The organism is Mycobacterium sp. 1245852.3 (assembly GCF_001669335.1).
Taxonomy (GTDB): Bacteria; Actinomycetota; Actinomycetes; order Mycobacteriales; family Mycobacteriaceae; genus Mycobacterium; species Mycobacterium europaeum_A.
Genome location: NZ_LZLL01000350.1, coordinates 1 through 24,010, shown reverse-complemented (window position 1 = coordinate 24,010; position 24,010 = coordinate 1). Strand labels below are relative to the sequence as shown.

Sequence of the window (24,010 nt, the reverse complement as noted above, 5' to 3'; positions counted from 1 at the left end):
GTGATGCTGGTGATGGACGCCGACCGGTTCGGGATCAGTCAGTTGCACCAGCTGCGCGGCCGGATCGGCCGTGGCCAGCATCCGAGCCTGTGCTTGTTCGCCAGCTGGTCCGCGCCGGACTCGTCGGCCGGCCGCCGACTGTGTGCGGTGGCCGAGACGCTGGACGGCTTCGCCCTGGCCGATCTCGACCTCAAGGAGCGTCGGGAGGGAGATGTGTTGGGCCGCAACCAGTCCGGCAAGGCGATCACGCTGCGGCTGCTGTCCCTGGCGGACCACCTGGAGTTCATCGAGGCCGCGCGGGACTTTTGTGTCAGGGCCTACGCCGAGGACCGCTCCAATCCCGGTTTGGGGCTGCTGGCCGCGCGATTCACCGACACCGACCGCATCGAATACCTGGACAAAAGTTGAATCGCAAAGTACTGCTGTGGCTGGCCGCGGCGGCCGCGCTGGCGTTGCTGGTGGCCTATCAGACGGTCGGCTCCTCGACCGCCCGGCGTTCCGCCGAATACGCGGCGCGCGCCGACGTTCCGACGGTGCAGCCGGGCACCGATGTGCTCGCCGGTGTGGCCGTCGTGCCCCTGCGCCAGCACCGCTACGACTACCTGCGCTCGGCGTTCGGCGACGCCTGGGACGACGACAACGATGCCCCGTTGGGGCACAACGGATGTGACACGCGCGACGACATCCTCAACCGTGATCTGGTGGACAAAACGTATGTGTCGGTGAAACGGTGTCCGGACGCGGTGGCCACCGGCACGCTGCACGACCCCTACACCAGCAAGACCATCGCCTTTCAGCGCGGCCCCAAGGTCGGTGAGTCCGTGCAGATCGACCACATCGTCCCGCTGGCCTATGCGTGGGACATGGGCGCGTACGGCTGGCCCGCCCCCGAGCGGCTGCGCTTCGCCAACGACCCGGCCAACCTGCTGGCCGTCGAAGGGCAGGCCAACCAGGACAAGGGCGATTCGCCGCCGGCGCAATGGATGCCGCCGAACGCGGCGTTCGCCTGCCAGTACGCGATGCAGTTCATCGCGGTGCTTCGTGGTTACTCGCTGCCGGTGGACCAGGCGTCGACCGGCGTGCTGCGCCAGGCCGCGACGACCTGCCCGACGGGGTAGCGCGGCGCCCCACGCGAGCGCCGCCGGTGCTGATCGCGACTCGATTGACCTCAGGGCATCTCAGGTGATGACCGCGGGCATGCTGTCCCAGCCTCGCACGGTGGAGGTACGCGAACGTCGTGCTGCGGGCATGTCGATGTCCCATTCGGGCCATCGCTTGAGTACCTCTTCTAGCGCCACGCGGCCTTCCAAACGGGCCAACGGAGATCCGACGCAGAAGTGCGGACCCCGGCCGAAGGTGAGGTGGCCGCCGGGTTTTCGGTGAATGTCGAACTTGTCGGGGTCGTCGAAATGACGTTCGTCGCGGTTGGCCGAAGCCAGCATCAGCAGCAGGGCGCTGCCCGCCGGGATGACCCGCCCCTGGAAAGTCACATCGTCGGTGGCGACGTAGCGCGCTACATGCGGCCCGGGTGGTTCGTAGCGCAGCAGTTCCTCGATTGCCGTCGGGATCAGCGCATGGTTTTCGGCGAGTTCCTTGCGTTGATCGGGGTGCTCGGCCAGCACCTTGCCCATCCAGCCGAACAGGCGACCGGTCGTTTCAACGCCCGCGCCGGCCACCACCGCCAAGAACACGATCAGTTCCTGCTTGGTCAGCTTCCGTGTGGTCCCGGTCTCGTCCTCGAACTCGACATTGAGCAGTTCGGTGATCAGGTCGTCCGATGGGTTCTTTTCGCGCCACTCGACGTATTCGCCGAACATCTCACCGGTGAAGTAGCGATCTTTCTTGATTGACATCGGTTTTCCGGGCTCGTTGCGAAGCACCTGGTTGGCGTGTTCGCGTACCGCAGGCTGTTCCGCATCGGGAATACCGGCAAGCATTCCGATGGTGCGCATGGGCAGCTCGGCGCCCAGATCCGCCACGAAATCGAACCGCTCCCCGCCGACGAGTGGGTCAAGGCACGCGACGCAGAAGGCACGGATCTTGTCCTCGATCGCTCGCATCTTCTTCGGTGTGAATGCCCTGGACACGATCGCGCGATGAATGGTGTGCAAGGGCGGATCCTCGTTGATGAAGATGCCTGGCGGCATCACCGGGTCGGTCATGACGACCTCGAGGATGTCGCCCTTGGCCGAGCTGAGCCGGGCGGTGTCTTTCAGCGCCGCATCGACATCCGCGTAACGGCTTACGCCCCAAAAGTTGTGCGGTTCGTTGTAATAGACCGGGCACTCGTCGCGCAGGCGCCGGTAGGTCGGATAGGGGTCCAGGTCGATGTCGACGTCCCACGGGTCGTAATACAGATCGCTCAACGTCGGCTCCTCGTCAGCGGTTCTTCCGCACGCCCTCATGTGGGCGCTATACGAACGTACAGCATGCCTCGTCCGAGGGGCAACGAACCGGTCGTCCCCGGCACAGGCGACGATGCTATACGATCGTACAAACGATGGGCGCCGCTCGCGCACCGCCACGACGAACAAGAGGAAACGGTATGGAGAGTCGGTTTGGCCTCGACGGCCGCGTCGCCGTCATTACCGGCGGCGGCACGGGAATCGGGCGTGGTACGGCGCTCGTGCTGGCCCAGCATGGCGCCGACGTCGTGTTGGCGGGCCGGCGCCCCGACCCGCTCGAATCCACAGCCAGGGAAGTCATGGCGCTGGGCCGCCGTGCCGTGGCCGTGTCCACCGATGTGACGTCCGCGGACGAGTGCCGGGCGCTCATCGACAGAGCTGTTCAGGAATTCGGGCGGCTGGACATCCTGGTCAATTGTGCTGGGGGAGCGGAGACGAAGTCGATCCTCAAGTGGCCCGACAACGACTTCGAGAACGTGCTCGCCCTGAACTTCAACGCCGTCTGGCACCTGTCCAAGGCGGCAGCCCAGCCGATGATGGCGCAGGGCAAGGGGGCCATCGTCAACATCTCGTCGGGGGCCAGCCTGCTGGCGATGCCGCAGGCGGCTCCCTATGCCGCCGCGAAGGCGGCCGTGAACAACCTGACCGGGTCGATGGCGGCCGCGTGGGCCAGGAAGGGCATTCGAGTCAACGCCATCGCAGTCGGTGCGGTACGCGCCGCCACCCTGACCGACGACGCCGCGCGGTACGGATTGGATCCGGAGGCGATCGCGCTCACCAACGGCCTCGGCCGACTCGGTGAGCCCGACGAAATCGGCTACGGCGTCTTGTTCTTCGCGTCGGACGCAGCGAGTTTCTGTTCGGGGCAAACGCTGTACATGCACGGAGCTCCCGGTGGTGCTGGCGTGTAAGGCGGCACCCGAGGCCGATGCGCGCCGGCGGTTCTTGTGCCCCTCGCATTTTCGCTATACATTCGTACAGCACCTTGCTGGTACGGCCCGAAACCGAGGAGCTGCCCGATGACCCGAACGGCCGTCGTGACCGGTGCGGGTTCCGGTTTGGGACGAGCGATCGCCGTCAAGCTGGCGGCCGACGGTCATCGCGTGGCGATCATGGACGTGCATCCGGCCAATGCCAACGCCGTCGCCTCCGAGATCGAAACCGCCGGCGGCAATGCGCTTGCGATCGGAGTCGACGTGTCGGACGAGGCGGCGGTTGAATCGGCATTCGCCTCCGTGCGAGGGGAATTCGGGCCGACGGAGATTTTGGTGACCAGCGCGGCCATCGCCGGATTCACGCGGTTCGACAAGATCACCCTCGACGAGTGGAACCGCTATCTGGCGGTGAACTTGACCGGCACCTTCCTCTGCGTGCGAGCGGCGTTGTCCGACATGGTGGCGGCGAAATGGGGTCGTATCGTTACCATCTCATCTGCCGCCGGTCAGCAGGGCGCTCCCGCGCAGGGGCACTATTCGGCCACCAAGGGCGGCGTGATCGCCATGACCAAGACGGTCGCGCTGGACTACGCCCGCAAGGGCATCACAGCCAATACCGTACCGCCGTTCGTCATCGATTCGCCGATGCTGCGCCAGCAACAGCGGGACGGAAAGCTGCCACCCACCGAGCATTTGACGCAAGCCATTCCGGCCGGGCGGCTGGGGCAGGCCGACGACGTGGCGGCGGTGTGTTCCTTTCTGTGCTCGGAGGGCGCCGGTTACGTCAACGGCCAGGTGATCGGCGTGAACGGCGGCGCGGTCCTCTGACAACGCCAAACGACAATGCAAGCAACGCAACGTATTCAGGAGGTAGCGTGCGCGTCAAGGTCGATCCGGCCCGCTGCCAGGGCCACACGATGTGCGCCATGACCGCACCGGAGTCGTTCGAACTCGACGACGTCGATGGTCATGCCCATGCCGTGGTCGAGGAGGTCGCCGACGGGCACCGCGACGGTGTGCTCGAGGCGGCCCGCTCCTGCCCCGAGCAGGCCATCTCCGTGATGATCGACCATGTCGTTGCTGCCCGGGCGGCCCACGGTCGTCGACTTGGGCGATGACATGAGCGCACCTGCAGACGACTCGGCGGCGATTCCGCACTGACGGGTTGGCGGGTCGGCCACGTACGCCCGAAGGAGCACATCGATGCCGGAAAACACCCCGGTGGTCCTGGTCACGGGAGCCAGCCGCGGCGCGGGCGCAGGGATCGCCCGCGCGCTGGGCAGCCATGGCTGCACGGTGTATGTCACCGGTCGCACCCGCAGCGGCGCTGACTCAGCCCTGCCGGGCACCGTCGACGAGACGGCCGCACAAGTGAGCGCCGCGGGCGGACGGGGGATCGCCGTCGGTGTCGACCACGCCGACGACGACCAGGTCGAGGCGTTGTTCGCCCAAATCCGCGGCGAGCAGGGGCGGCTCGACGTCCTGGTCAACAACGCCGCGATCATTCGCGACGAGATGATGGGTCGGACCAAATTCTGGGAGGAGCCCCTCAGCGTGCTTGACACGCTCGACGTCGGGCTGCGCAGCAGCTACGTCGCCACCGTCCACGCCGCACCGTTGATGATTTCGCAACGCAAAGGGCTGGTTGCGTTTTCGTCGTCCTCGGGGTCAGTGCACTACGCGTTCGGTCCCGCCTATGGGGAGTGACGAAGGTGGCCGCCAGCCACCGTCCTATCGTGATTTGTTCGACGTTCACCCGCACCAGCAGTGCGCACACGTGATGCGTTGACCGTCAACATGATTGTCCACTGAGTCGACCGCGGCGACCCGCCCGCTCAACTACGCCTGCGCACGACGCGTCGTCGCCCGGCGGCGCTGGGTGGTCTTGCGTTGGGGAGGCTCGGGGCGTGGTTCCACCGAGTCTATGTAGCGCTCGAAGGCCTTGGTGACCTCCCGGTGGGCCGACTTGACGCCGATGCCCTCCTCGAGATTCAGGAACTTCGGCATGCCCGACATCAGCAACTGCAGCGCCGGCAGCGAAAGATCACCGACCGGACGAGCGTTCTTGCCGAACTTGGCGACGAGCGCGTCCAATTGGACCTTCCGTACGCTCTCGGTCACGGCGGCGATCTCATTGCGAATGGATTTGCGGTGGTTGCCCAGCGCCATGAACTCTGTCATCAGCGCGCCGGTCGCCTCTTCCCACGAGTACTCCCACACGGCCCGCAGGGGATCGTCGCTGCGGCGTGCGAGCGTTTCGGTCAGGTATGCCAGATTGCGCTCGGAGTAGCGCCGAATCGCGGCGACGAAAATCTCATCGAGAGTGGGGAAGTAGTACTGCACCAGGCTCGGTGTCACGCCGGCCTTGGCCGCCAGCGCCCGGTAAGTGACGCTCGCATACCCCTGTTCGAGCATCAGCTTTTCCACACAGTCCAGCAGCACGTCCCGCGTCTTGGACGTTTCGGCGCCCACGCGCCGCGACGACGTCGCCATGGCCATCCGATCTGTTGAGTACTCGTATTGTGACACCTGGCCTGTGCTGTACGAGTGTATAGTGGCACCGGGCGTCGCAAGCCTCGATGCCGACCGATCCAACGAATAGGGACAGCATGGCCGTGGACACGGGCTTGGACGCGCTCGAGAAGAACGTTCGCTATCTGCTGGATCGCACTGAGATCCTCGACTGCATTGCGCGCCACGCCCGAGGTTGTGACCGCCACGACGTCGACCTGATCGCGTCCGCGTACCACGCCGATGGTGTCGACGAGCACGGCCACGCCGTCAATTCCGGTCCGGAGTACGGGGATTGGGCCAATAAGACCCATGCCGAGACGTCGCGGGTTCACACCCACAACATCACCACGCACACGTGCGAAGTCGATGGTGATGCCGCGCACGCCGAGAGTTACGTGATCGTGGTTCTCGTCGGGCCCGACGCCAAGAGCGCCCAGTTCATCACCGGCCGTTACATCGACCGGCTGGAGCGGCGAAATGGGCAGTGGCGCATCGCGGTCCGCCGCTCGACGGTCGAAGGCATGTTCCTCGCGGACGCCCGGGTGTTGCAGTCATCGTTCTTCACCGAAAAGGGCTACCTCGTCGGCACGCGCGACCGCACCGACCTGTCGTATCAGCGTCCCTTGACCATCGACGCGCCGGCCCCGGCGCGATGGTAGCGGCGCCTTACGCGCCTTCGTAGGTCTCTGGGTCCGGGCGCAACCGGGTGCCGTCGTTGAGCCCGTTGAGCGCCTCGACGTGCTCGTCCGCCAACTCGAAGTCGAAGACGTCGAGGTTGGAGGAGATGTGCTCGGGGTTGGCGGACCGGAAGACGACCGCATTGCCCAGCTGCAGGTTCCACCGCAGCAGGACCTGCGAGGCGGTCTTGCCGTATTCGCCGGCGACCGAATTCACCGTCGGGTTGTCGTTCAGCTTGCCCAGCGCCAGCGGCGTGTAGGACTGGGTGAGCACGTTGTGCTCGGCGTTGGTCTTGCGCAGCGCTTCCTGGTTGAGCAGCGGGTGCAGCTCGACCTGGTTGACCGCCGGGGTGACGAAAGTCAGATCGATGACCGTCGTCAGGTGCTCGTCGGTGAAGTTGGATACACCGATCGAGCGGGCCTGACCTTCCGCGCGGGACTGGATCATGCCGCCGAAGGAGTTCACGTAGCTGCCCAGGGCCGGCGCCGGCCAGTGGATGAGGTAGAGGTCGACGTAGTCCAGGCCGAGGCGCTCCAGGCTGGCGTTGCAGGCGTCCATCGCCGCCTTGAAACCCTGGTCCGCCGTGGCCAGCTTGGTGGTCACGAACAGCTCGGCGCGGGGAATGCCGGAGGCGGCGATGGCGCGCCCCACGGCGGCCTCGTTCCCGTAGGCCGCGGCGGTGTCGATCAGCCGGCAGCCGACTTCCAGCGCCGCCGACACCGCGCGTTCGGTCTCGTCATCCGACAATTCCGCGACGCCCAGGCCCAGGGCCGGGATCGTGTTCTCGTCGTTGAGAGCAATTGAGGGTACGGCGGAGCCCGACTCGCCAGCCAATTCATTCACCTGCCTGTGAAATTGAAGGTTCGAGATTGTGCACCGAGCCGAGTTCCGTCATCGAATTCGAGGCGCTGAGTTCGAAATCGAACACGTCGAAGTCGCTCGCAATCCGATGAAGGCTCACCGACCTGGGGACCACGATATTACCTAGTCAATAAATGCAACTGATCGACACCTGCGCGCGGGTCGTCTTTCGCCGCGACGCGGCCCGATCTCACCATCGATCGCAGACTTCGCCCACCACGCGCTCGGCACGCCGATAGCGCTGCAGTAGCGTGGGTTAGGCGGCAATGCCGCGTGTTTGGTGGCCGCCGGGGCCGGCAACGCTCCGAGGCGGTGGGCTCGGGGACCGAATAACTTTTCGTCGGCGAGCGTTCGCACGTGTTGTTAAGGGGGGTTGCCCATGACCAGGCCTCTGTCAGGCGCACCGGAACTCGAGCGCGGCGCCGATCGCACCTCGGTGCCGCTGGCCAGCCGGATCCAGGGCGCCGTCACCGGCGTCGGGGCCAAGGTCATCCCGTGGATCCCCACCGCCATCAGGCGCGGGCTGGTCCGCGGGCGCTCGGTGATCATCGACGGCAACACGCTGGACCCAACGCTGCAGCTGATGCTGTCGGGGCTGCGCGCGGTCGGCATCGACGGCCTGGTGGTCGACGACGACCCGTACGTCTCGCGAGCTCAGATGCGCGAGTCCACCGTGGGGTTCCCCGGGCCGCAGATCCACGTCGACGTCGCCGAGCTGACGCTGCCCGGCCCCGCCGGGCAGATCCCCGCCCGGCACTACCGTCCACCCGGCGGCGAGCCGGCACCGCTGCTGGTCTTCTACCACGGTGGCGGCTGGTCCATCGGCGACCTGGACACCCACGACAGTCTGTGCCGACTGACCTGCCGTGACGCCGGCATCCATGTGTTGTCCATCGACTACCGGCTGGCCCCCGAGCACCCGGCGCCGGCCGCGATCGAGGACGCCTACGCGGCCTTCACCTGGGCCTACGAGCACGCCGGCGAGCTGGGTGCGACGCCGGGCCACGTCGCGGTCGGCGGGGACAGCGCCGGCGGCAACCTTGCCGCCGTCGTCAGCCAGATCGCGCGCGACGAGGGCGCCCCGGCGCCGGTGCTGCAATGGCTGATCTATCCGCGCACCGACTTCACCGCCAAGAACCGGTCGCTGACCCTGTTCTCGCGCGGCTTCCTGCTGACCAAGCGGGACATCGACTGGTTCGAATCGCAGTATCTGCGGCGGTCGAAGCTCGACCGCACCGATCCGCGGGTGTCGCCGGCGCTGGCGCAGTCGCTGACCGGACTGGCGCCCGCGCTGATCGCCGTCGCGGGCTTCGACCCGCTGCGTGACGAAGGCGAAAGCTACGCCGAGGCGCTGCGGGCCGCCGGCGTCGCGGTGGACCTGCGGTACCTGGGTTCGCTGACCCACGGCTTCGCCAACCTGTTCCAGCTGGGCGGCGACAGCATGGTCGCGACCAGCGAGCTGATCTCGGCGCTGCGCGCCCACCTGAGCCGGGTCTGATTCCCGCAGCGGTTGGCGCCGGTAATCTAGAGGCGCCTTGTCCGATCGCTTTGTCCGCACCCGGGCAGACCGACAACTCGTACCGAAAGATCAGGGAACCTGTGGCCGACAAACCCAAACGTCCCCCGCGATTCGACATGAAGTCGGCCTCCGGCGGTAAGTCGAGCCGGCTCGTCCAAATCGGCGGTACCGCATTCGTGGTGATCTTCGCGGTCGCCCTCGTCTTCTACATCGTGACCTCGCACCACAAGAAGACCGGCCCCACCGGCGCGGGCGACACCGTTCGGGTCACGTCGAGCAAGCTGATCACCCAGCCCGGCACCAGCAACCCCAAGGCCGTGGTGACGTTCTACGAGGACTTCCTGTGTCCGGCCTGCGGTAACTTCGAGCGCACCTTCGGCCCGACGGTGTCCAGGCTCATCGACCTCGGCGCCATCGCGGGCGACTACTCCATGGTGTCGATCCTCGACAGCTCGCGGAACCAGAACTACTCCTCGCGCGCGGGCGCCGCGGCGCTCTGCGTCGCCGACGAGTCCCAGGACGCCTTCCGGCGCTTCCACTCCGCGCTGTTCAGCACCGACATCCAACCGAGCGAAACCGGCAAGAGCTTCCCGGACAACGCCCGGTTGATCGAACTCGCCCGCGAGGCCGGTGTGGTGGGCAAGGTGCCGGACTGCATCAACAGCGGCAAATACCTGTCCAAGGTCACCGGCGAAGCGGCGGCCGCACACATCAACGCCACGCCGACCATCAAGATCAACGGCGAGGACTACGACCCGTCGACACCCGAGGCGCTGGTCAACAAGATCAAGGAAATCGTGGGCAACATCCCGGGCATCGACGGCGCGGTCGCGCCGGCCGCGATGTGACCGGTGCGGTGTCGACCGAAGCTGTCGATCCCGCCGGCGACCTGACGCCGGATCCAGCTTCGGGGACGCGAGTGCCCGCGCTCAGCGCCTGGTGGGTGCTCATCGCCGGGCTGATCGGGCTGGTCGCGTCGGCGACGCTGACGGTCGAGAAGATCGACATCCTGGAAAACCCGGCGTACGTGCCGTCCTGCAACATCAACCCGATCCTGTCCTGCGGCTCGGTGATGATCACGCCGCAGGCGTCGCTGCTGGGCTTTCCCAACCCGCTGCTGGGCCTGGTGGCCTTCACCGTGGTGGTCGTGACCGGGCTGTTGGCGCTGACGAAAGTTGCTCTGCCGCAATGGTATTGGCTGGCTCTGACGGCCGGGCTGGTGGTCGGGGCGGTGTTCGTGCACTGGCTGATCTTCCAGAGCCTCTACCGCATCGGCGCGTTGTGCCCCTACTGCATGGTGGTGTGGGTCGTCACCATCTCGCTGCTCGTGGTCGTGGCCTCGATCGCCTATCGCCCGGTGCTGCAGCACCGGCAATCCGGACCCGGATGGCTGCTCTTCCAATGGCGGTGGTCGGTCGCCGCGCTGTGGTTCACCGCGGTGTTGTTGCTGATCATGGCCCGGTTCTGGGACTACTGGTCGACGCTGCTCTAGGACTTCGCAGGTGACCCGGATCATTGGCGGCGCGGCCGGGGGCCGTCGCATCGCGGTCCCGCCGCGCGGTACCAGGCCCACCACCGATCGGGTGCGCGAATCGCTGTTCAACATCCTCTCGGCCCGCCTGGACCTGACCGGTGTCGCCGTGCTGGACCTCTACGCCGGTTCGGGCGCACTGGGATTGGAGGCGCTGTCCCGCGGTGCCGCCGCCGCGCTCTTCGTGGAGTCGGACCCGCGCAGCGCATCCGTCATCGCGCGCAACATCGAAACCGTGGGCCTGCCCGGTGCGACGCTGCGCCGCGCAGCGGTGGCGACCGTGTTGGCCGCCGGGGCCGACGCCGCGTTCGATCTGGTGCTGGCCGACCCGCCCTACGACGTGGACGCCACCGAGGTCGAGGCCGTGTTGGCCGCCTTGCCCGCCCGTGGCTGGGTGCACCGGGGCAGCGTTGCGGTGGTGGAGCGTGCGGCCGGCGGCGCGCCGCTGGACTGGCCGGCCGGTTGGGCCGCGTGGCCGCATCGGGTGTACGGCGACACCCGGCTGGAGCTGGCCGAGCGCCATTGAGGTAGGCGTGTACCGTCGTTCGTCATGGCGCCGCTCCTCAGCATCGCTTCGCTCTGCATCGTCTCGCCGCGCGTCATGATCGCCGATGTCCGCAGATCACCCGCTTGCATCGGATCGCGCGCATGACGGGCGCGGTGTGCCCCGGGTCGTTCGACCCGGTGACGTTGGGTCACATCGACGTCTTCGAGCGCGCGTCGGCCCAATTCGACGAGGTGGTGGTGGCGATCCTGACCAACCCCGCCAAAAAGGGCATGTTCGACCTCGACGAGCGGATCGCGATGATCAACGAATCGACGACGCACCTGCCGAACCTGCGGGTGGAGGCCGGGCGGGGCCTGGTCGTCGACTTCGTCCGGGCGCGGGGCATGACCGCCATCGTGAAGGGATTGCGCACCGGCACCGACTTCGAATACGAGCTGCAGATGGCGCAGATGAACAAACACGTCGCCGGTGTGGACACCTTCTTCGTCGCGACCGCTCCGCGCTATTCGTTCGTGTCCTCGTCGCTGGCCAAAGAGGTCGCGATGCTTGGCGGTGACGTGTCCGAACTGCTGCCCGAACCGGTCAATCGCCGTCTGCGCGAACGGCTTTCGGCCCGGTCCTGAATCCGCCGATCGGCGCCAAAACCATTGCGCGGCAGGCGCATTGACCATGCCGGTGGTGGCGTGGAGTAAACCGCCACGCCGCGGGTACCCGATGGTGTCGAAAGTTCTCCGTCGATTACCCGTGAGTCCCTCGTTAGGGGCGGTCGACGGGTTCGAGCGCGCCACGTGGAACCGGAGTCCGCCGGAATAGATCGCAGACGCCCACACAGAACGTATCTTGAAGATCTGATCCGTCAGGAGGGGGTACGCGAGGTCGCCGACGTCGATAGGAGAACGGCACCATGACGGTAGACAATCTGTTCGACGTACCCGAGGCCGCGGCCGATCTGGTTGCGCTGCTCGCCGACGAGGGAGTCGCGCACTTCTTCATCAACCCCGGAACGGATTCCGCGCCGATTCAGGAGGCGCTGGCGGCGGCGCGCGCCGCGGGCACGCCGAGCCCGCAGGCGGTGTTGTGCGTGCACGAGAGCATCGCGCTGGCCGCGGCCATCGGCCATCACATGGCCAGCGGCCGCCCGCAGGCGGTGATGGTGCACGTTGACGCCGGCACGCTGAACCTGGGCTGCCAGCTGCACAACGCGCAGCGCAACGGGACCCCGGTGGTGGTATTCGCCGGCCGCGCTCCCTACAGCTCGGCGCCGGGGGTGCGCGGTCACCGCGACACCTACATCCATTGGCAGCAGGAGCAACTCGACCAGCCCGCCGTGGTGCGCAACTACGCCAAGTGGCACATGGAGGTTCCCCGCGGCCGCGAGCTGGCCCCGATCGTCCGGCGGGCCTTCCAGGTCACCCAATCCTGCCCGTCCGGCCCCGCGTACGTCATGCTGCCGCGAGAAGCGTTGATGGAGCACGGGGCCGGGGCGCTGCCGCGCCGCCTGCCGCCGGCCGTACCGCCCGGCCCGGATCCGGGCGCGCTGGGACGCTTGGCGGGAATCTTGGTGGCGGGCAAGCGGGTCGTCATCGTCACGGCCCGGACCGCCGCCGACCCCGCGACCGCAACGGTGCTGGGCCGCATCGCCGAGCTGCTGGGTGCGCCGGTGATCGATCAGGGCGACCGCGCCAACCTGCCGCTGGAACATCCGTTGCACGTGGTGGGCGACGCGGCGCCGCTGGAGAACGCCGACACCGTGCTGCTGTTGGACTGCGAAGTGCCCTGGGTGCCGGCGCAGCTGGCCCCGCCCGCGAATGCCCGCGTGGTGCAGATCGACGGCGATCCGGTCAAACCGAGCATGCCGCTGTGGTCGTTTCCGATCGAGGTCGCGCTGACCGCCGACACGCGGGTGGCGCTGCTGTTGCTCGAGCAGACCCTGTTGCGGCTGGCCACCGACGAGCTGCGGGAGAAGTGGGCCGCGCGTCGGCAGGCGGCCGAGGCCGACACGGCGCAGCGCCAGCGGGACGCGGCCCGCCGGGCCGCCTCCGATCGCCCGGCGGACGCACCCGATGCGATGCTGGCCGCGCTGGGCGGCGCCCTGCCCGACGACGCGGTGGTGGTCCAGGAGGCCGTGACCAACCGGTCCGCCGTGGCCCGGCAGGTGCGGCGGTCACCCGGGCAGCTCTTCGACACGGGCGCACCGGGATTGGGCTGGGCGCTCGGCGGCGCGTTCGGGGTCAAACTCGCCCGGCCGGAAGCACCCGTCGTCGCCATCTGCGGCGACGGCTCGTTCAACTTCGGCGTGCCCACCGCCGCGTTGTGGTCGGCGCATCGCCATGGTGCGCCCTTCGTCACCGTCGTCTTGAACAATCAGTCGTATCTGGCCTCCAAGCTGCCGGTGATTGACTTGTATCCGCAGGGAGTGTCGGTGCGGGAGAACGATTTCGGCGAGACCCGACTCGCCCCCGACACCGACTACGCCGCGCTCGCCGCGGCATGCGGCGGCAGCGGACGCACGGTGCACACGCCGGCGGAGATGAGCAAGGCGGTCGAATGGGCGCTCGCCGAGGCCGGGCAAGGGCGCTGCGTGGTGCTGGACGTGCGGTTGCCGCAACCCTGAGACTCCTCAGTGCCGATGCTCTGATTGGCCGGCCTCGGGGGAGCCGCCCATCATGCGCACCATCGGCAGACCTCCGGACGTGACGAACCGGGCGATCAGGACTGCCGCGAGCATCAGGAAGGCGATGTTGAGCCACGTCGTGTAGTTCCAGGAGATCGACGCCTCGATCACCGTCGCGTTGCGCTGCTTGGGAATGAGATGCGTTGTGCCGAAGACCAATTCGACCAGATATCCGGCGGCCACCATAGCGGCGTAGAAGGTGCCCAGTAGCGTCAGCATCATCTTGGTGCCGTAATACTTGCGGTAGATGTTGAGGATCGGAAGGATCAACAGGTCGGCGTAGATGAAGGCGATGACACCGCCGAAGCTGATGCCTCCGTTCCACAGCACCGCGGCCAGCGGCACGTTGCCGATGGAGCACACGAAGGACACGATCGCCACAATGGGCCCCACGATCGGGCCCCACAGCGCCGAGAGGCCCGGGTGATCGGCCAAAAAGAAGACCTGCCAGAACTTTTCGGGTACCCAGGCCGCGACGGCGCCGGCGATCAACAAGCCCAGCACGAGGTCGCGCAGGATCGCCAGCCACTCCATCACGAACACGTGTGAAACCGAGGTGAGGCCCGCCGGGGAAAACAGCCGTCGCCAGAACGAGCCCTCGCCCTGGATCGACATATCCATGGCCGCATGGCCTTCCATGGATCCGGCGATTCCCCGCTCGGCCTGCTCGCGGGCGGCGTCCACGAGTCGCGAACGCACGAACAGCCGGAACAGCACGGCGAGCGCGACGATCATCAGTGGGCCGCCGACGAATTCGGCGGCGGTGAATTGCCAGCCCATCAGCAGCGCCAGGATGATGCCCAGTTCCACCACCAGGTTGGTGGAACCGATTTCGAATGCCATCGCGGCGGTGAAGTCGGCGCCCTTGCGAAACAGCGACCGCGCCAGCGCCACCGCGGCGTACGAGCACGACGACGACGCCGCGCCCAGCCCCGCGGAGATCGCCAGGGTGCGCGGCCGGTCGTCGCCCATCAGCGACACGATCGTTGAACGCCGCACGACGGCCTGCACCACCGCCGAGAGGGCGAAACCCAGGATCAGCGCCCATAAGATTTCCCACGTCATCGAGCCCGCGAGCGTCAACGCGTGCCCGATCGCCGATAGCACCGTCACTGTGTCCTCCTGGGTAAACCGTAGGGCGCCCGCGCACCCCGTGCAGTATACCCCGAGGGGGTATATCGCCGGCGACCGAGATAGTGGCCCGGCCGCCCGGCGCCTAGAATCGCTGGCAAATAGCCGGGCCCCGGCGTGTCGACGCAAACCCCGGGCCCCGCGCCCGTCGAGCCTCGGCGGGAGCCCGGCGCCGAATATGGATGAACCACCTCGTGCGGCCGTGGCGGCCGCGGTAACAGCGTGAACGGGCGCTTTCTGATGACACTGGATTCCTGCGACCTGGCCGGAAACGGCGCGCCGGGTTGTTTGAGGCGCCCCGAACGGGCAAATACCCGACACACCGGGCTCGCCACCGCTGTCACAGGGACAACACCAGGCACACTGGTAACAACCGGATCTTTGCAGACGCCAGGAGGGTATGGCCGTGTATCGAGTCTTTGAGGCGCTGGACGAACTCAGCGCCATCGTGGAAGAAGCCCGTGGCGTTCCGATGACGGCCGGCTGCGTGGTGCCCCGCGGCGACGTGCTGGAGTTGATCGACGACATCAAGGATGCGATTCCGGGCGAACTGGATGACGCCCAGGATGTGTTGGACGCCCGCGATTCGATGCTGCAGGACGCCAAGACGCACTCCGAGTCCATGGTGGCCTCGGCGACCACCGAGTCGGAGTCCATGCTCAACCACGCCCGCGCGGAGGCCGACCGGCTGCTGTCCGACGCCAAGGCGCAAGCCGACCGGATGGTGAGTGAGGCGCGCCAGCACAGCGAGCGGATGGTCGGCGAGGCTCGCGAAGAGTCGATGCGCATCGCCACGGCGGCCAAGCGCGAGTACGAAGCCAGCGTCGGGCGCGCCCAGGCCGAAGCCGACCGGCTGCTGGAAAACGGCAACATCTCCTACGAGAAGGCCGTGCAAGAGGGCATCAAGGAGCAGCAGCGCCTGGTGTCGCAGAACAGCGTGGTGGAGGCGGCCAACGCCGAGGCCACCCGGCTCATCGACTCGGCGCACGCCGAGGCCGACCGGCTGCGCGGCGAGTGCGACATCTACGTCGACAACAAGCTCGCCGAGTTCGAGGAATTCCTCAACGGCACCCTGCGCTCGGTGGGACGCGGTCGTCACCAACTGCGCACCGCCGCCGGAACCCACGACTACGCCGTGCGCTAGCCCCGCGCGGCGGTCCACCCGGGCGGCCACGCCCTGGAATTGTCGGGTCAGCGCCGTAGGATTCCCGGTATGACGCGGCAGCACAGCACATCATCGGCCCGCGGCGCAGCGTCACGGCTTGCCGGACCGATGGCGTTCGACATCACCCGGCTCGGGCGGCGCCCCGGGGCAATGGTCACCCTGCGAAAAACCGTGCCCAGTCCGTCCCGCATCGGGCTGGACATGATCGCGATCGAGGCCGGCGCGGACTTGGACCTGGACCTCCAGGTCCAATCGGTGTCCGAAGGCGTCCTGGTGACCGGGACGGTGACCGCCCCGACCGCCGGTGAGTGCTCGCGTTGCCTGACCAAGCTACAAAGCCACGTGCAGGTGCGGCTGACCGAACTGTTCGCCTACCCGGACAGCACCACCGAGGCGACCACCGAGGAAGACGAGGTGGGCCACATCGTCGACGACACCATCGACCTCGAGCAGTCGATCCGCGACGCCGTCGGGCTGGAGCTCCCGTTCTCGCCCGTGTGCACCCCGGACTGCCCGGGGCTGTGTCCCGAATGCGGCGTCCCGCTGGCCGCCGAGCCGGGCCACCGGCACGATCGCATCGATCCGCGGTGGGCCAAGCTGGCGGGCATGTTCAGCGCCGAGTCGGACGAGTCGCGGGACCAGCGGTGAGTTCGCGGCAGGTTCTGCTCGACGCCCTCGGGGTTGAACTGTCCGACGAACTGCTGTCCCTGGCGCTGACGCATCGCAGCTACGCCTACGAGCACGGCGGACTGCCCACCAACGAGCGCCTGGAGTTCCTGGGCGACGCCGTGCTGGGGCTGACGATCACCGACGAGCTCTACCACCGCCACCCCGACCGCAGCGAGGGTGACCTGGCCAAGCTGCGGGCCAGCGTCGTCAACACCCAGGCGCTGGCCGACGTCGCGCGCAAGCTGTGCGACGGGGGCCTCGGCGTCCATCTGCTGCTGGGGCGTGGCGAGGCCAACACCGGCGGGGCCGACAAATCCAGCATCCTGGCCGACGGGATGGAATCGCTGCTGGGCGCGATCTATCTCGAGCACGGCATCGACGTTGCGCGCGAGGTGATTCTGCGGTTGTTCGGTCCGCTGCTGGACGCCGCGCCGACGCTGGGAGCCGGGCTGGACTGGAAGACGAGCCTGCAGGAGCTGACCGCGGCGCGCGGCATGGGCGCGCCGTCCTACGTCGTCACCTCCACCGGCCCCGACCACGACAAGGAATTCACCGCCGTGGTCGTGGTGGCCGAGATCGAATACGGCACCGGGGTGGGCCGCTCCAAGAAGGAAGCCGAGCAGAAGGCCGCGGCCCAGACCTGGAAAACCCTCGACGTGCTGGACACCGCGGGGACGACGCCCAACTAGATGGTGTCTGTCTGAATGCCCGAACTGCCCGAAGTCGAGGTGGTGCGCCGCGGCCTGCACGCCCACGTCGTCGGCAAGACGATCACCGCCGTGCGGGTGCACCACCCGCGCGCGGTGCGTCGTCATGAAGCGGGGCCCGCGGACCTGACCGCCCGGCTGCTGAACGCGAGAATCACCGGCACCGATCGGCGCGGCAAATACCTGTGGCTGCTGCTCGACACCGAACCCGTTGGGCAGCAATCGGATACGGCGCTGGTGGTTCACCTCGGCATGAGCGGGCAGATGCTGCTCGGTGCGGTGCCGCGCGCCGACCACGTCCGGATCTCCGCGCTGCTCGACGACGGGACCGTGCTGAGTTTCGCCGACCAGCGCACCTTCGGGGGGTGGATGCTCGCCGATTTGGTCGAGGTGGACGGCAGCGTGGTGCCCGAACCGGTCGCGCACCTGGCGCGTGACCCGCTGGACCCCCGCTTCGACGCGGACGCGGTGGTAAAAGTCTTGCGGCGCAAGCATTCCGAGATCAAACGGCAGCTGCTCGATCAACAGGTGGTGTCGGGTATCGGCAACATCTACGCCGACGAGGCGCTGTGGCGGGCCAAGCTGCACGGCGCGCGACTGTCCGACACGCTGAGCCGCAAGCAGCTGACCGCCGTGCTCGACGCGGCCGCCGCCGTGATGCGCGACGCGCTGGCCAAAGGGGGGACGTCGTTTGACTCGCTGTATGTCAACGTCAACGGCGAGTCCGGATACTTCGACCGATCGTTGGACGCCTACGGCCGTGCGGGCCACGCCTGCCGTCGCTGCGGGGCGGTGATGCGCCGGGAGAAGTTCATGAACCGCTCGTCGTTCTACTGCCCGAAATGTCAACCGCGCCCGCGGGGCTGAGCTTTCGAACGCGGATGAGTCAATCGAAGATGTCGCGGCGCAGCGTCCCGGTGGGCAGCGCCGGGTCCACGAACCACTCGTGGCAAAACAGCGCACCGAACACCTGAGGCGGCAACCGCAGCAGCAGCCCGAACACACCCGCGACCAGACCCGAAGCGCCGATCTGGGAGCGGTGCGCGGCGAATGCGTCGCGCTTCTGGCGCGCGAATCCGAAGACGTTGACGCGATGGGTGATCGTGGCGCGGGGGGCGTAGGCGCCGCGGACGATGTCGCGTTCGTACGGCTCCGGCAGCCGCAACAAATGCGCGACATCGCTGACGCGAAGCAGCATTTCGCGCGGCATCGTCACCTCGAGTACCCGCGGGATGGCAGCGAGTTCGGCGGCCCGCTTGCCGACGTGGTGCACCTGGACGTGGTCGCGGTGGCCGTAGCCGCCGTTGGGCTGATAGCTGAGTAGCAGGTCGGCGTGTTCGTCGCGCAGGATGCCGGCCAGCCGCCCGGCCGCCTCGTCGAGGTCCGCGCGACCGAATCGGGTGCGCCCGGGCGGATCCGGGTAGAACAGCGGCCCGTAGCCGCTGTCGGCGTACCCCAGGCACTCCACCCGATGCGCCCCGAGAATGCTTGCGCTCAAACGCAATTCGTTCAGCCGGTCGTTGTGGTCCTCGTTGTGCACGCGACCGTCGGTCGCCGTGACCACGACCACCCGGTGCCCGGCCGCCGCCGCCCGCGCCAGGGTGCCACCCGTGAGCACGACCTCGTCGTCCGGGTGGGCATGGAATGCGACCACGGTGGACATGCAAAACAGTATGCCCGTGCCGGAAAAGTTCGGACGCCCGGTAGAAATGAGCCATGGCCGAACTATGGGTGGAACGCACCGGAACTCGCCGCTACACCGGGTACAGCTCACGAGGGGCGCAGGTGCTGATCGGCTCCGAGGACGTCGAAGGCGTGTTCACCCCCGGTGAGCTGCTCAAGATCGCGCTCGCGGCGTGCAGCGGGATGTCCAGCGACCTGCCGCTGGCCCGCCGGCTGGGCGACGACTACAAGGCGGTGGTGAAGGTCTCCGGCGCCGCCGACCGGGAGCAGGAACGCTATCCGCTGCTCGAAGAGACCCTGGAACTGGACCTGTCGTCGCTGGCCGACGACGAGAAGCAGCGCCTGCTGGTCGTGGTCAACCGCGCGATCGACCAGGTCTGCACGGTCGGCCGCACGCTCAAGTCCGGAACCACCGTCAACTTCGAGGTCAGCTCCGAGGCGAAAAATGTCGGAGCCTGACACCCGGCTCACCGCATGGGTGCACGGCCAGGTCCAAGGCGTCGGTTTCCGCTGGTGGACCCGCTGCCGGGCGCTGGAACTGGGTCTCACCGGCTATGCCGCCAACCAGGCCGACGGCCGCGTTCTGGTGGTCGCCCAGGGCCCGCGGCCGGCCGGCGAGAAGCTGCTGCACCTGCTGGAAGGCGGCACCGCATGGCCGTCGCGGCCCGGCCACGTCGACAAGGTGGTCGCCGACTGGTCGCAGCCCCAGGAGCGGTTCGAAGGTTTCGTCGAGCGCTGACGGGCAGGGTCCGGGCGTCCGACGAGCCCCTGGGCCTCACATCTGTCACACCGGCACCGACTGCGGCGTCGATGGGCGAATCCGCAACGTGATAGCGCCGGCGCCAGCGCGTTTCGCAGGGCGACATTCACCTTCGGCCCGTGGCTGATGTGACCACTGTGACCAGTGCGTCGACCGCCAAAAACACCGCCCTATTTCGGGCCGGCCGACACCCCGCGGTGCCGCCGTCCGGGCCGATTTGAGCGGTAGTCTGGCTCGCCGTGTACCTCAAGAGTCTGACGCTGAAGGGCTTCAAGTCCTTCGCCTCGCCGACGACTCTGCGGTTCGAACCGGGCATCACCGCCGTCGTCGGACCCAACGGCTCGGGCAAATCCAACGTCGTCGACGCGCTGGCCTGGGTCATGGGGGAGCAGGGAGCAAAGACCCTGCGCGGCGGGAAGATGGAGGACGTCATCTTCGCCGGGACGTCGTCGCGGGCCCCGCTGGGGCGCGCCGAGGTCACCGTCACCATCGACAACTCCGACAACGCGCTGCCCATCGAATACTCCGAGGTGTCGATCACGCGGCGGATGTTCCGCGACGGCGCCAGCGAGTACGAAATCAACGGCAGCAGTTGCCGTTTGATGGATGTTCAGGAGCTGCTGAGCGACTCCGGCATCGGCCGGGAGATGCACGTCATCGTCGGGCAGGGCAAGCTCGACGAGATCCTGCAATCGCGGCCCGAAGACCGTCGCGCGTTCATCGAGGAAGCCGCCGGCGTGCTCAAGCACCGCAAGCGCAAGGAAAAGGCGCTGCGCAAACTCGACGCGATGTCGGCGAACCTGGCCCGGCTGACTGACCTGACCACCGAGTTGCGTCGCCAGCTCAAACCGCTGGGCCGCCAGGCCGAGGTGGCCCGTCGCGCCCAGACCATCCAGGCCGACCTGCGCGACGCCCGGCTGCGGCTGGCCGCCGATGACCTGGTCAACCGGCAGGGCGAGCGGGAGGCCATCTTCGAGGCCGAGGCCGCCATGCGGCGCGACCACGACCAGGCGGCCTCGCGGCTGGCGGTGGCGTCCGAGGAGCTGACGACGCACGAGGCGGCGGTCGCCGAACTGTCCAGCCGCGCCGAGTCCGTTCAGCACACCTGGTTTGCGCTGTCCGCGCTGGCCGAACGGGTCGCCGCGACCGTACGCATCGCCAGCGAGCGGGCCCAGCACCTCGATGTTGAGCCGGTCGCCACTGGCGACACCGACCCCGCCGCGCTGGAAGCCGAGGCGGAGCGGGTCGCGGCCGCCGAGCAACAGCTGCTCGCCGAGCTGGCCGGCGCCCGGACCCGGCTGGACGGCGCGCGCGCCGAACTGGCCGAGCGCGAGCGCGAAGCCGCCGAGGCCGACCGGGCTCACATGGCGGCCGTGCGCGCGGAGGCGGACCGGCGGGAAGGCCTCGCCCGGCTGACCGGCCAGGTGGAGACGATGCGGGCCCGCGTCGAATCGATCGACGACAGCGTTGCGCGGCTGTCCGAACGCATCGAAGCCGCCGCCGCCCGCGCGCAGCAGGCCAAGGTGGAATTCGAGACCGTGCAGGGCCGGGTCGGTGAACTCGACCAGGGCGAGGTGGGTCTCGACGAACACCACGAGCGCACCGTCGCCGCATTGCGGCTGGCCGACGAGCGGGTGGCCGAACTGCAGTCCGCCGAGCGGGACGCCGAACGCCAGGTGGCCTCGTTGCGGGCCCGCATCGACGCGCTCGCGATCGGGCTCGAGCGCAAGGACGGCGCGGCGTGGCTCACCCAAAACCACGACGGCACAGGTCTTTTGGGTCCGATGGCCAAGTTGGTCAAGGTCCGTTCCGGGTATGAGGCGGCGCTGGCCGCGGTGCTGGGATCGGCGGCCGACGCCCTGGCCGCCGAAAGCTTCGGCGCGGCCCGCTCGGCCGTCGCCGCGCTCAAGGAGGCCGACGGCGGCCGCGCCGCGCTGGTGCTGGGGGACTGGCCCGCCGATCAGCCCACCCCGCAGGCCGCGCCGGCGGGTGCGCTGTGGGCGCTCGACCTGATCGACGCGCCCGCCCGGCTGCGCGGCGCGATCACGGCCATGCTCTCCGGCGTCGCGGTGGTCGACGACCTGGACCGCGCGCTGGCGCTGGTGGCCGCGCATCCCCGGTTGCGTGCGGTCACCCTCGACGGCGACCTGGTGGGCGCCGGCTGGGTGAGCGGCGGCTCGGACCGCAAGCTGTCCACGCTCGAGGTGACGTCGGAGATCGACAAGGCCGGCGACGAGCTGACCGCCGCCGAGGCGCGGGTGGCCCAGCTCAGCGCGGCGCTGTCCGGGGCGCTGACCGAGCAGGCCGCCCGTCAGGACTCCGCCGAGCAGGCGCTGGCCGCGCTCAACGAATCCGACAGCGAGATCTCGGGGATGTACGAACAGCTGGGCCGGCTGGGCCAGGAGGCCCGGACGTCCGAGGACGAGTGGAGCAGGCTGCTGCGGCAGCGCGAGGAGCTCGAAGCGGGCCGGACCCAGACCGTCGCCGAGGTCACCGAACTGGAGACCCGGCTGCGCAACGCGCAGGAGACCCAGCAGGCGCCGACCGAAGATCCCGTGGACCGGCAGCGGATCGCCGCGGCGACCGAAGCCGCGCGCAGCGTCGAGGTGGAGGCGCGGCTGGCGGTGCGGACCGCCGAAGAGCGGGCGAACGCGGTGCGGGGGCGCGCGGACTCGTTGCGCCGCGCGGCCGCGGCCGAGCGCGAAGCCCGGCTGCGGGCCCAGCAGGCGCGGGAGGCGCGGTTGCGTGCCGCCGCGGTGGCGGCGGCGGTGGCCGACTCCGGGCGGCTGCTGGCGCAGCGGTTGACCGGGGTCGTCGACGCCGCGTCCAAGATCCGCGACGCGCTAACCGCCGAGCGCCAGCAGCGCGCGACCGCGATGGCCGCGGTGCGCGACGAGGTGAACGCGCTGAGCGCCCGGGTGGCCGCCCTGACCGACTCGCTGCACCGCGACGAGGTGGCCAACGCCCAGGCGGCGATGCGGATCGAGCAGCTCGAGCAGATGGTGCTCGAGCAGTTCGGGATGGCGCCGGCCGACCTGATCGCCGAGTACGGGCCGGACAACCTGCTGCCGCCGACCGATCTGGAGATGGCCGAATACGAGCAGGCCAAGGAGCGCGGGGAGCAGGTCTTCGCGCCCGCGCCGATTCCCTACGACCGGGCCACCCAGGAACGCCGCGCCAAGCGGGCCGAGCGTGAGCTGGCCGAACTGGGCCGGGTGAACCCGCTGGCGCTGGAGGAGTTCGCCGCGCTCGAGGAGCGATACAACTTCCTGTCCACCCAGCTCGAGGACGTCAAGGCCGCCCGCAAGGACCTGCTCGGGGTGGTCGACGAGGTCGACGCCCGCATCCTGCAGGTGTTCAGCGAGGCGTATGCCGACGTCGAACGCGAGTTCACCGAGGTCTTCACCGTGTTGTTCCCCGGTGGCGAGGGGCGGCTGCGGCTGACCGACCCCAACGACATGCTCACCACCGGCATCGAGGTCGAGGCCCGGCCGCCGGGCAAGAAGGTCACCCGGCTTTCGCTGCTGTCCGGCGGCGAGAAGGCGCTGACGGCGGTGGCCATGCTGGTGGCGATCTTCCGGGCCCGCCCGTCGCCGTTCTACATCATGGACGAGGTGGAGGCCGCCCTCGACGACACCAACCTGCGGCGGCTCATCTCGCTGTTCGAGCTGCTGCGGGCGCGCTCTCAGCTGATCATCATCACGCACCAGAAGCCGACGATGGAGGTCGCGGACGCGCTCTACGGCGTGACCATGCAGGGCGACGGCATCACCGCCGTCATCTCCCAGCGGATGCGCGGCCAGCAGGTGGACCAGCTGGTGGGCGCGGTCGATTAAGGCCCGGTGACCGACGCACACCGGGCGACTTGAAACAATGTCAGCGTGTCCCAAGGTCTTTGGATCGCCATCGCGGTCGTCGCTGCCCTGCTCGTCATCACCGCGCTGGTGGCAGGCCTGCTGCGGTACCACCGGCGCCGGATCAGCTTCTCCACCCGCACCGAGCCCGGTGCGATCGACCGCTCCGGCGGCTACACCGCGTCCTCGGGCATCACCTTCAGCCAGACCACGACGGCCGATCGGCTCGACACCACCGGTCTGCCCGCGGTAGGCGACGACGCGGCCGTTCCCCGCGACGCGCCGCGGCGCACCATCTCCGAGGTCGAACTCCCCGAACCCGTCCCCGAAGCCCCGGCACCGAGCATCACGAACGGCAGGTTGTGCGGCCGGAACAGCGTGGTGGGCCAACCGCGGCGCTTGCCCAGCACGATCGC

23 protein-coding genes and 4 pseudogenes are annotated in these 24,010 nt (G+C 68.4%); 21 read left to right on the top strand and 6 right to left on the bottom strand.

All coding sequences use genetic code 11. The features are described from left to right. Positions 1-408: pseudogene (locus A9W96_RS15725) on the top strand (ATP-dependent DNA helicase RecG); the annotation flags it as partial. Next, positions 405-1,118, top strand: a complete 714-nt coding sequence (locus A9W96_RS15720; RefSeq protein ID WP_066876581.1) for an HNH endonuclease family protein — start codon at positions 405-407, stop codon at positions 1,116-1,118. The pseudogene A9W96_RS15725 and the gene A9W96_RS15720, both read left to right, overlap by 4 nt. Before the next feature lie 60 nt (positions 1,119-1,178). Here A9W96_RS15720 and A9W96_RS15715 read toward each other — a convergent pair whose 3' ends face one another. Then, positions 1,179-2,366 (bottom strand): cytochrome P450, encoded by a 1,188-nt coding sequence (locus tag A9W96_RS15715; protein ID WP_066876579.1) that lies wholly within the window; start codon positions 2,364-2,366, stop codon positions 1,179-1,181. Between the two features lie 179 nt (positions 2,367-2,545). On the opposite strand from A9W96_RS15715, the gene A9W96_RS15710 reads away from it, so the two are divergent. The 4 genes and pseudogenes from A9W96_RS15710 to A9W96_RS15695 all read left to right on the top strand — a co-directional run bounded on the left by A9W96_RS15710 (position 2,546) and on the right by A9W96_RS15695 (position 5,129). Continuing rightward, positions 2,546-3,316 (top strand): SDR family NAD(P)-dependent oxidoreductase, encoded by a 771-nt coding sequence (locus A9W96_RS15710; RefSeq protein WP_067141062.1) that lies wholly within the window; start codon positions 2,546-2,548, stop codon positions 3,314-3,316. Between the two features lie 108 nt (positions 3,317-3,424). Next, complete coding sequence (locus A9W96_RS15705) at positions 3,425-4,168, top strand: SDR family NAD(P)-dependent oxidoreductase (RefSeq protein ID WP_066876575.1); 744 nt, start codon at positions 3,425-3,427, stop codon at positions 4,166-4,168. A gap of 47 nt (positions 4,169-4,215) precedes the next feature. Further along, on the top strand, positions 4,216-4,458 hold the full coding sequence (locus A9W96_RS30470) for a ferredoxin (RefSeq protein ID WP_082972300.1): 243 nt from the start codon (positions 4,216-4,218) through the stop codon (positions 4,456-4,458). A gap of 85 nt (positions 4,459-4,543) precedes the next feature. Beyond that, positions 4,544-5,129 (top strand): annotated as a pseudogene (locus tag A9W96_RS15695) (SDR family NAD(P)-dependent oxidoreductase). Between the two features lie 50 nt (positions 5,130-5,179). On the opposite strand, the gene A9W96_RS15690 reads toward A9W96_RS15695, so the two are convergent. Further along, positions 5,180-5,839 carry a TetR/AcrR family transcriptional regulator gene (locus A9W96_RS15690; protein ID WP_231999700.1) on the bottom strand — a complete coding sequence of 220 codons (660 nt, stop codon included), beginning with the start codon at positions 5,837-5,839 and terminating at the stop codon, positions 5,180-5,182. A 110-nt stretch (positions 5,840-5,949) separates the two neighbouring features. On the opposite strand from A9W96_RS15690, the gene A9W96_RS15685 reads away from it, so the two are divergent. After that, entirely contained in the window at positions 5,950-6,513 is a 564-nt protein-coding gene (locus tag A9W96_RS15685; protein WP_066860022.1) for a nuclear transport factor 2 family protein, read from the top strand. A 7-nt stretch (positions 6,514-6,520) separates the two neighbouring features. On the opposite strand, the gene A9W96_RS15680 is transcribed toward A9W96_RS15685, so the two are convergent. Next, complete coding sequence (locus tag A9W96_RS15680; protein ID WP_066860019.1) at positions 6,521-7,366, bottom strand: aldo/keto reductase; 846 nt, start codon at positions 7,364-7,366, stop codon at positions 6,521-6,523. 5 nt (positions 7,367-7,371) lie between these two features. Further along, positions 7,372-7,520 (bottom strand): annotated as a pseudogene (locus tag A9W96_RS32670) (oxidoreductase); the annotation flags it as partial. A gap of 252 nt (positions 7,521-7,772) precedes the next feature. Between A9W96_RS32670 and A9W96_RS15675 the strand changes: the two are divergent. From A9W96_RS15675 to A9W96_RS15650, 6 genes are all read left to right on the top strand, one after another. Then, positions 7,773-8,891, top strand: a complete 1,119-nt coding sequence (locus A9W96_RS15675) for an alpha/beta hydrolase (protein WP_067141053.1) — start codon at positions 7,773-7,775, stop codon at positions 8,889-8,891. A gap of 101 nt (positions 8,892-8,992) precedes the next feature. After that, entirely contained in the window at positions 8,993-9,760 is a 768-nt protein-coding gene (locus A9W96_RS15670; protein WP_066860013.1) for a DsbA family protein, read from the top strand. Further along, positions 9,757-10,404 (top strand): vitamin K epoxide reductase family protein, encoded by a 648-nt coding sequence (locus A9W96_RS15665; protein WP_067141050.1) that lies wholly within the window; start codon positions 9,757-9,759, stop codon positions 10,402-10,404. Before A9W96_RS15670 ends, A9W96_RS15665 begins: the two co-directional genes overlap by 4 nt. Before the next feature lie 10 nt (positions 10,405-10,414). Then, the gene (gene rsmD, locus A9W96_RS15660; protein WP_067141047.1) at positions 10,415-10,969 is read left to right on the top strand and encodes a 16S rRNA (guanine(966)-N(2))-methyltransferase RsmD; all 555 of its coding nucleotides are present in this window, start codon (positions 10,415-10,417) and stop codon (positions 10,967-10,969) included. A gap of 122 nt (positions 10,970-11,091) precedes the next feature. Beyond that, positions 11,092-11,574, top strand: a complete 483-nt coding sequence (gene coaD, locus A9W96_RS15655) for a pantetheine-phosphate adenylyltransferase (protein ID WP_067020047.1) — start codon at positions 11,092-11,094, stop codon at positions 11,572-11,574. A gap of 281 nt (positions 11,575-11,855) precedes the next feature. Further along, positions 11,856-13,565, top strand: coding sequence for a thiamine pyrophosphate-requiring protein (locus A9W96_RS15650; RefSeq protein WP_067141044.1), 1,710 nt, complete (start codon positions 11,856-11,858; stop codon positions 13,563-13,565). 6 nt (positions 13,566-13,571) lie between these two features. On the opposite strand, the gene A9W96_RS15645 is transcribed toward A9W96_RS15650, so the two are convergent. Beyond that, on the bottom strand, positions 13,572-14,738 hold the full coding sequence (locus A9W96_RS15645) for a permease (RefSeq protein ID WP_082972298.1): 1,167 nt from the start codon (positions 14,736-14,738) through the stop codon (positions 13,572-13,574). A gap of 424 nt (positions 14,739-15,162) precedes the next feature. Here A9W96_RS15645 and sepIVA point away from each other — a divergent pair, with 424 nt between their 5' ends. From sepIVA to mutM, 4 genes are all read left to right on the top strand, one after another. Then, positions 15,163-15,900 (top strand): cell division protein SepIVA, encoded by a 738-nt coding sequence (gene sepIVA / locus A9W96_RS15640; RefSeq protein WP_066860047.1) that lies wholly within the window; start codon positions 15,163-15,165, stop codon positions 15,898-15,900. 69 nt (positions 15,901-15,969) lie between these two features. Next, positions 15,970-16,569 (top strand): DUF177 domain-containing protein, encoded by a 600-nt coding sequence (locus A9W96_RS15635; RefSeq protein WP_197497908.1) that lies wholly within the window; start codon positions 15,970-15,972, stop codon positions 16,567-16,569. Beyond that, a complete protein-coding gene (gene rnc, locus A9W96_RS15630; RefSeq protein WP_067141041.1) occupies positions 16,566-17,279 on the top strand; it encodes a ribonuclease III in 714 nt (237 codons plus the stop codon). Before A9W96_RS15635 ends, rnc begins: the two co-directional genes overlap by 4 nt. Before the next feature lie 15 nt (positions 17,280-17,294). Next, on the top strand, positions 17,295-18,164 hold the full coding sequence (gene mutM, locus A9W96_RS15625; protein WP_066876557.1) for a DNA-formamidopyrimidine glycosylase: 870 nt from the start codon (positions 17,295-17,297) through the stop codon (positions 18,162-18,164). 19 nt (positions 18,165-18,183) lie between these two features. On the opposite strand, the gene A9W96_RS15620 is transcribed toward mutM, so the two are convergent. Then, positions 18,184-18,960: a PIG-L deacetylase family protein gene (locus A9W96_RS15620; RefSeq protein ID WP_066876555.1), complete on the bottom strand. Its 777-nt coding sequence runs from the start codon at positions 18,958-18,960 to the stop codon at positions 18,184-18,186. Between the two features lie 53 nt (positions 18,961-19,013). Between A9W96_RS15620 and A9W96_RS15615 the strand changes: the two genes are divergently transcribed. The 4 genes and pseudogenes from A9W96_RS15615 to A9W96_RS15600 form a co-directional block, all read left to right on the top strand. Further along, a complete protein-coding gene (locus tag A9W96_RS15615; RefSeq protein ID WP_066859989.1) occupies positions 19,014-19,439 on the top strand; it encodes an OsmC family protein in 426 nt (141 codons plus the stop codon). Further along, positions 19,426-19,719 (top strand): acylphosphatase, encoded by a 294-nt coding sequence (locus tag A9W96_RS15610; RefSeq protein WP_066859986.1) that lies wholly within the window; start codon positions 19,426-19,428, stop codon positions 19,717-19,719. Before A9W96_RS15615 ends, A9W96_RS15610 begins: the two co-directional genes overlap by 14 nt. Before the next feature lie 260 nt (positions 19,720-19,979). After that, entirely contained in the window at positions 19,980-23,576 is a 3,597-nt protein-coding gene (smc, locus tag A9W96_RS15605; protein ID WP_067141038.1) for a chromosome segregation protein SMC, read from the top strand. Positions 23,577-23,621: 45 nt separating this feature from the next. After that, positions 23,622-24,010 (top strand): annotated as a pseudogene (locus A9W96_RS15600) (hypothetical protein); the annotation flags it as partial.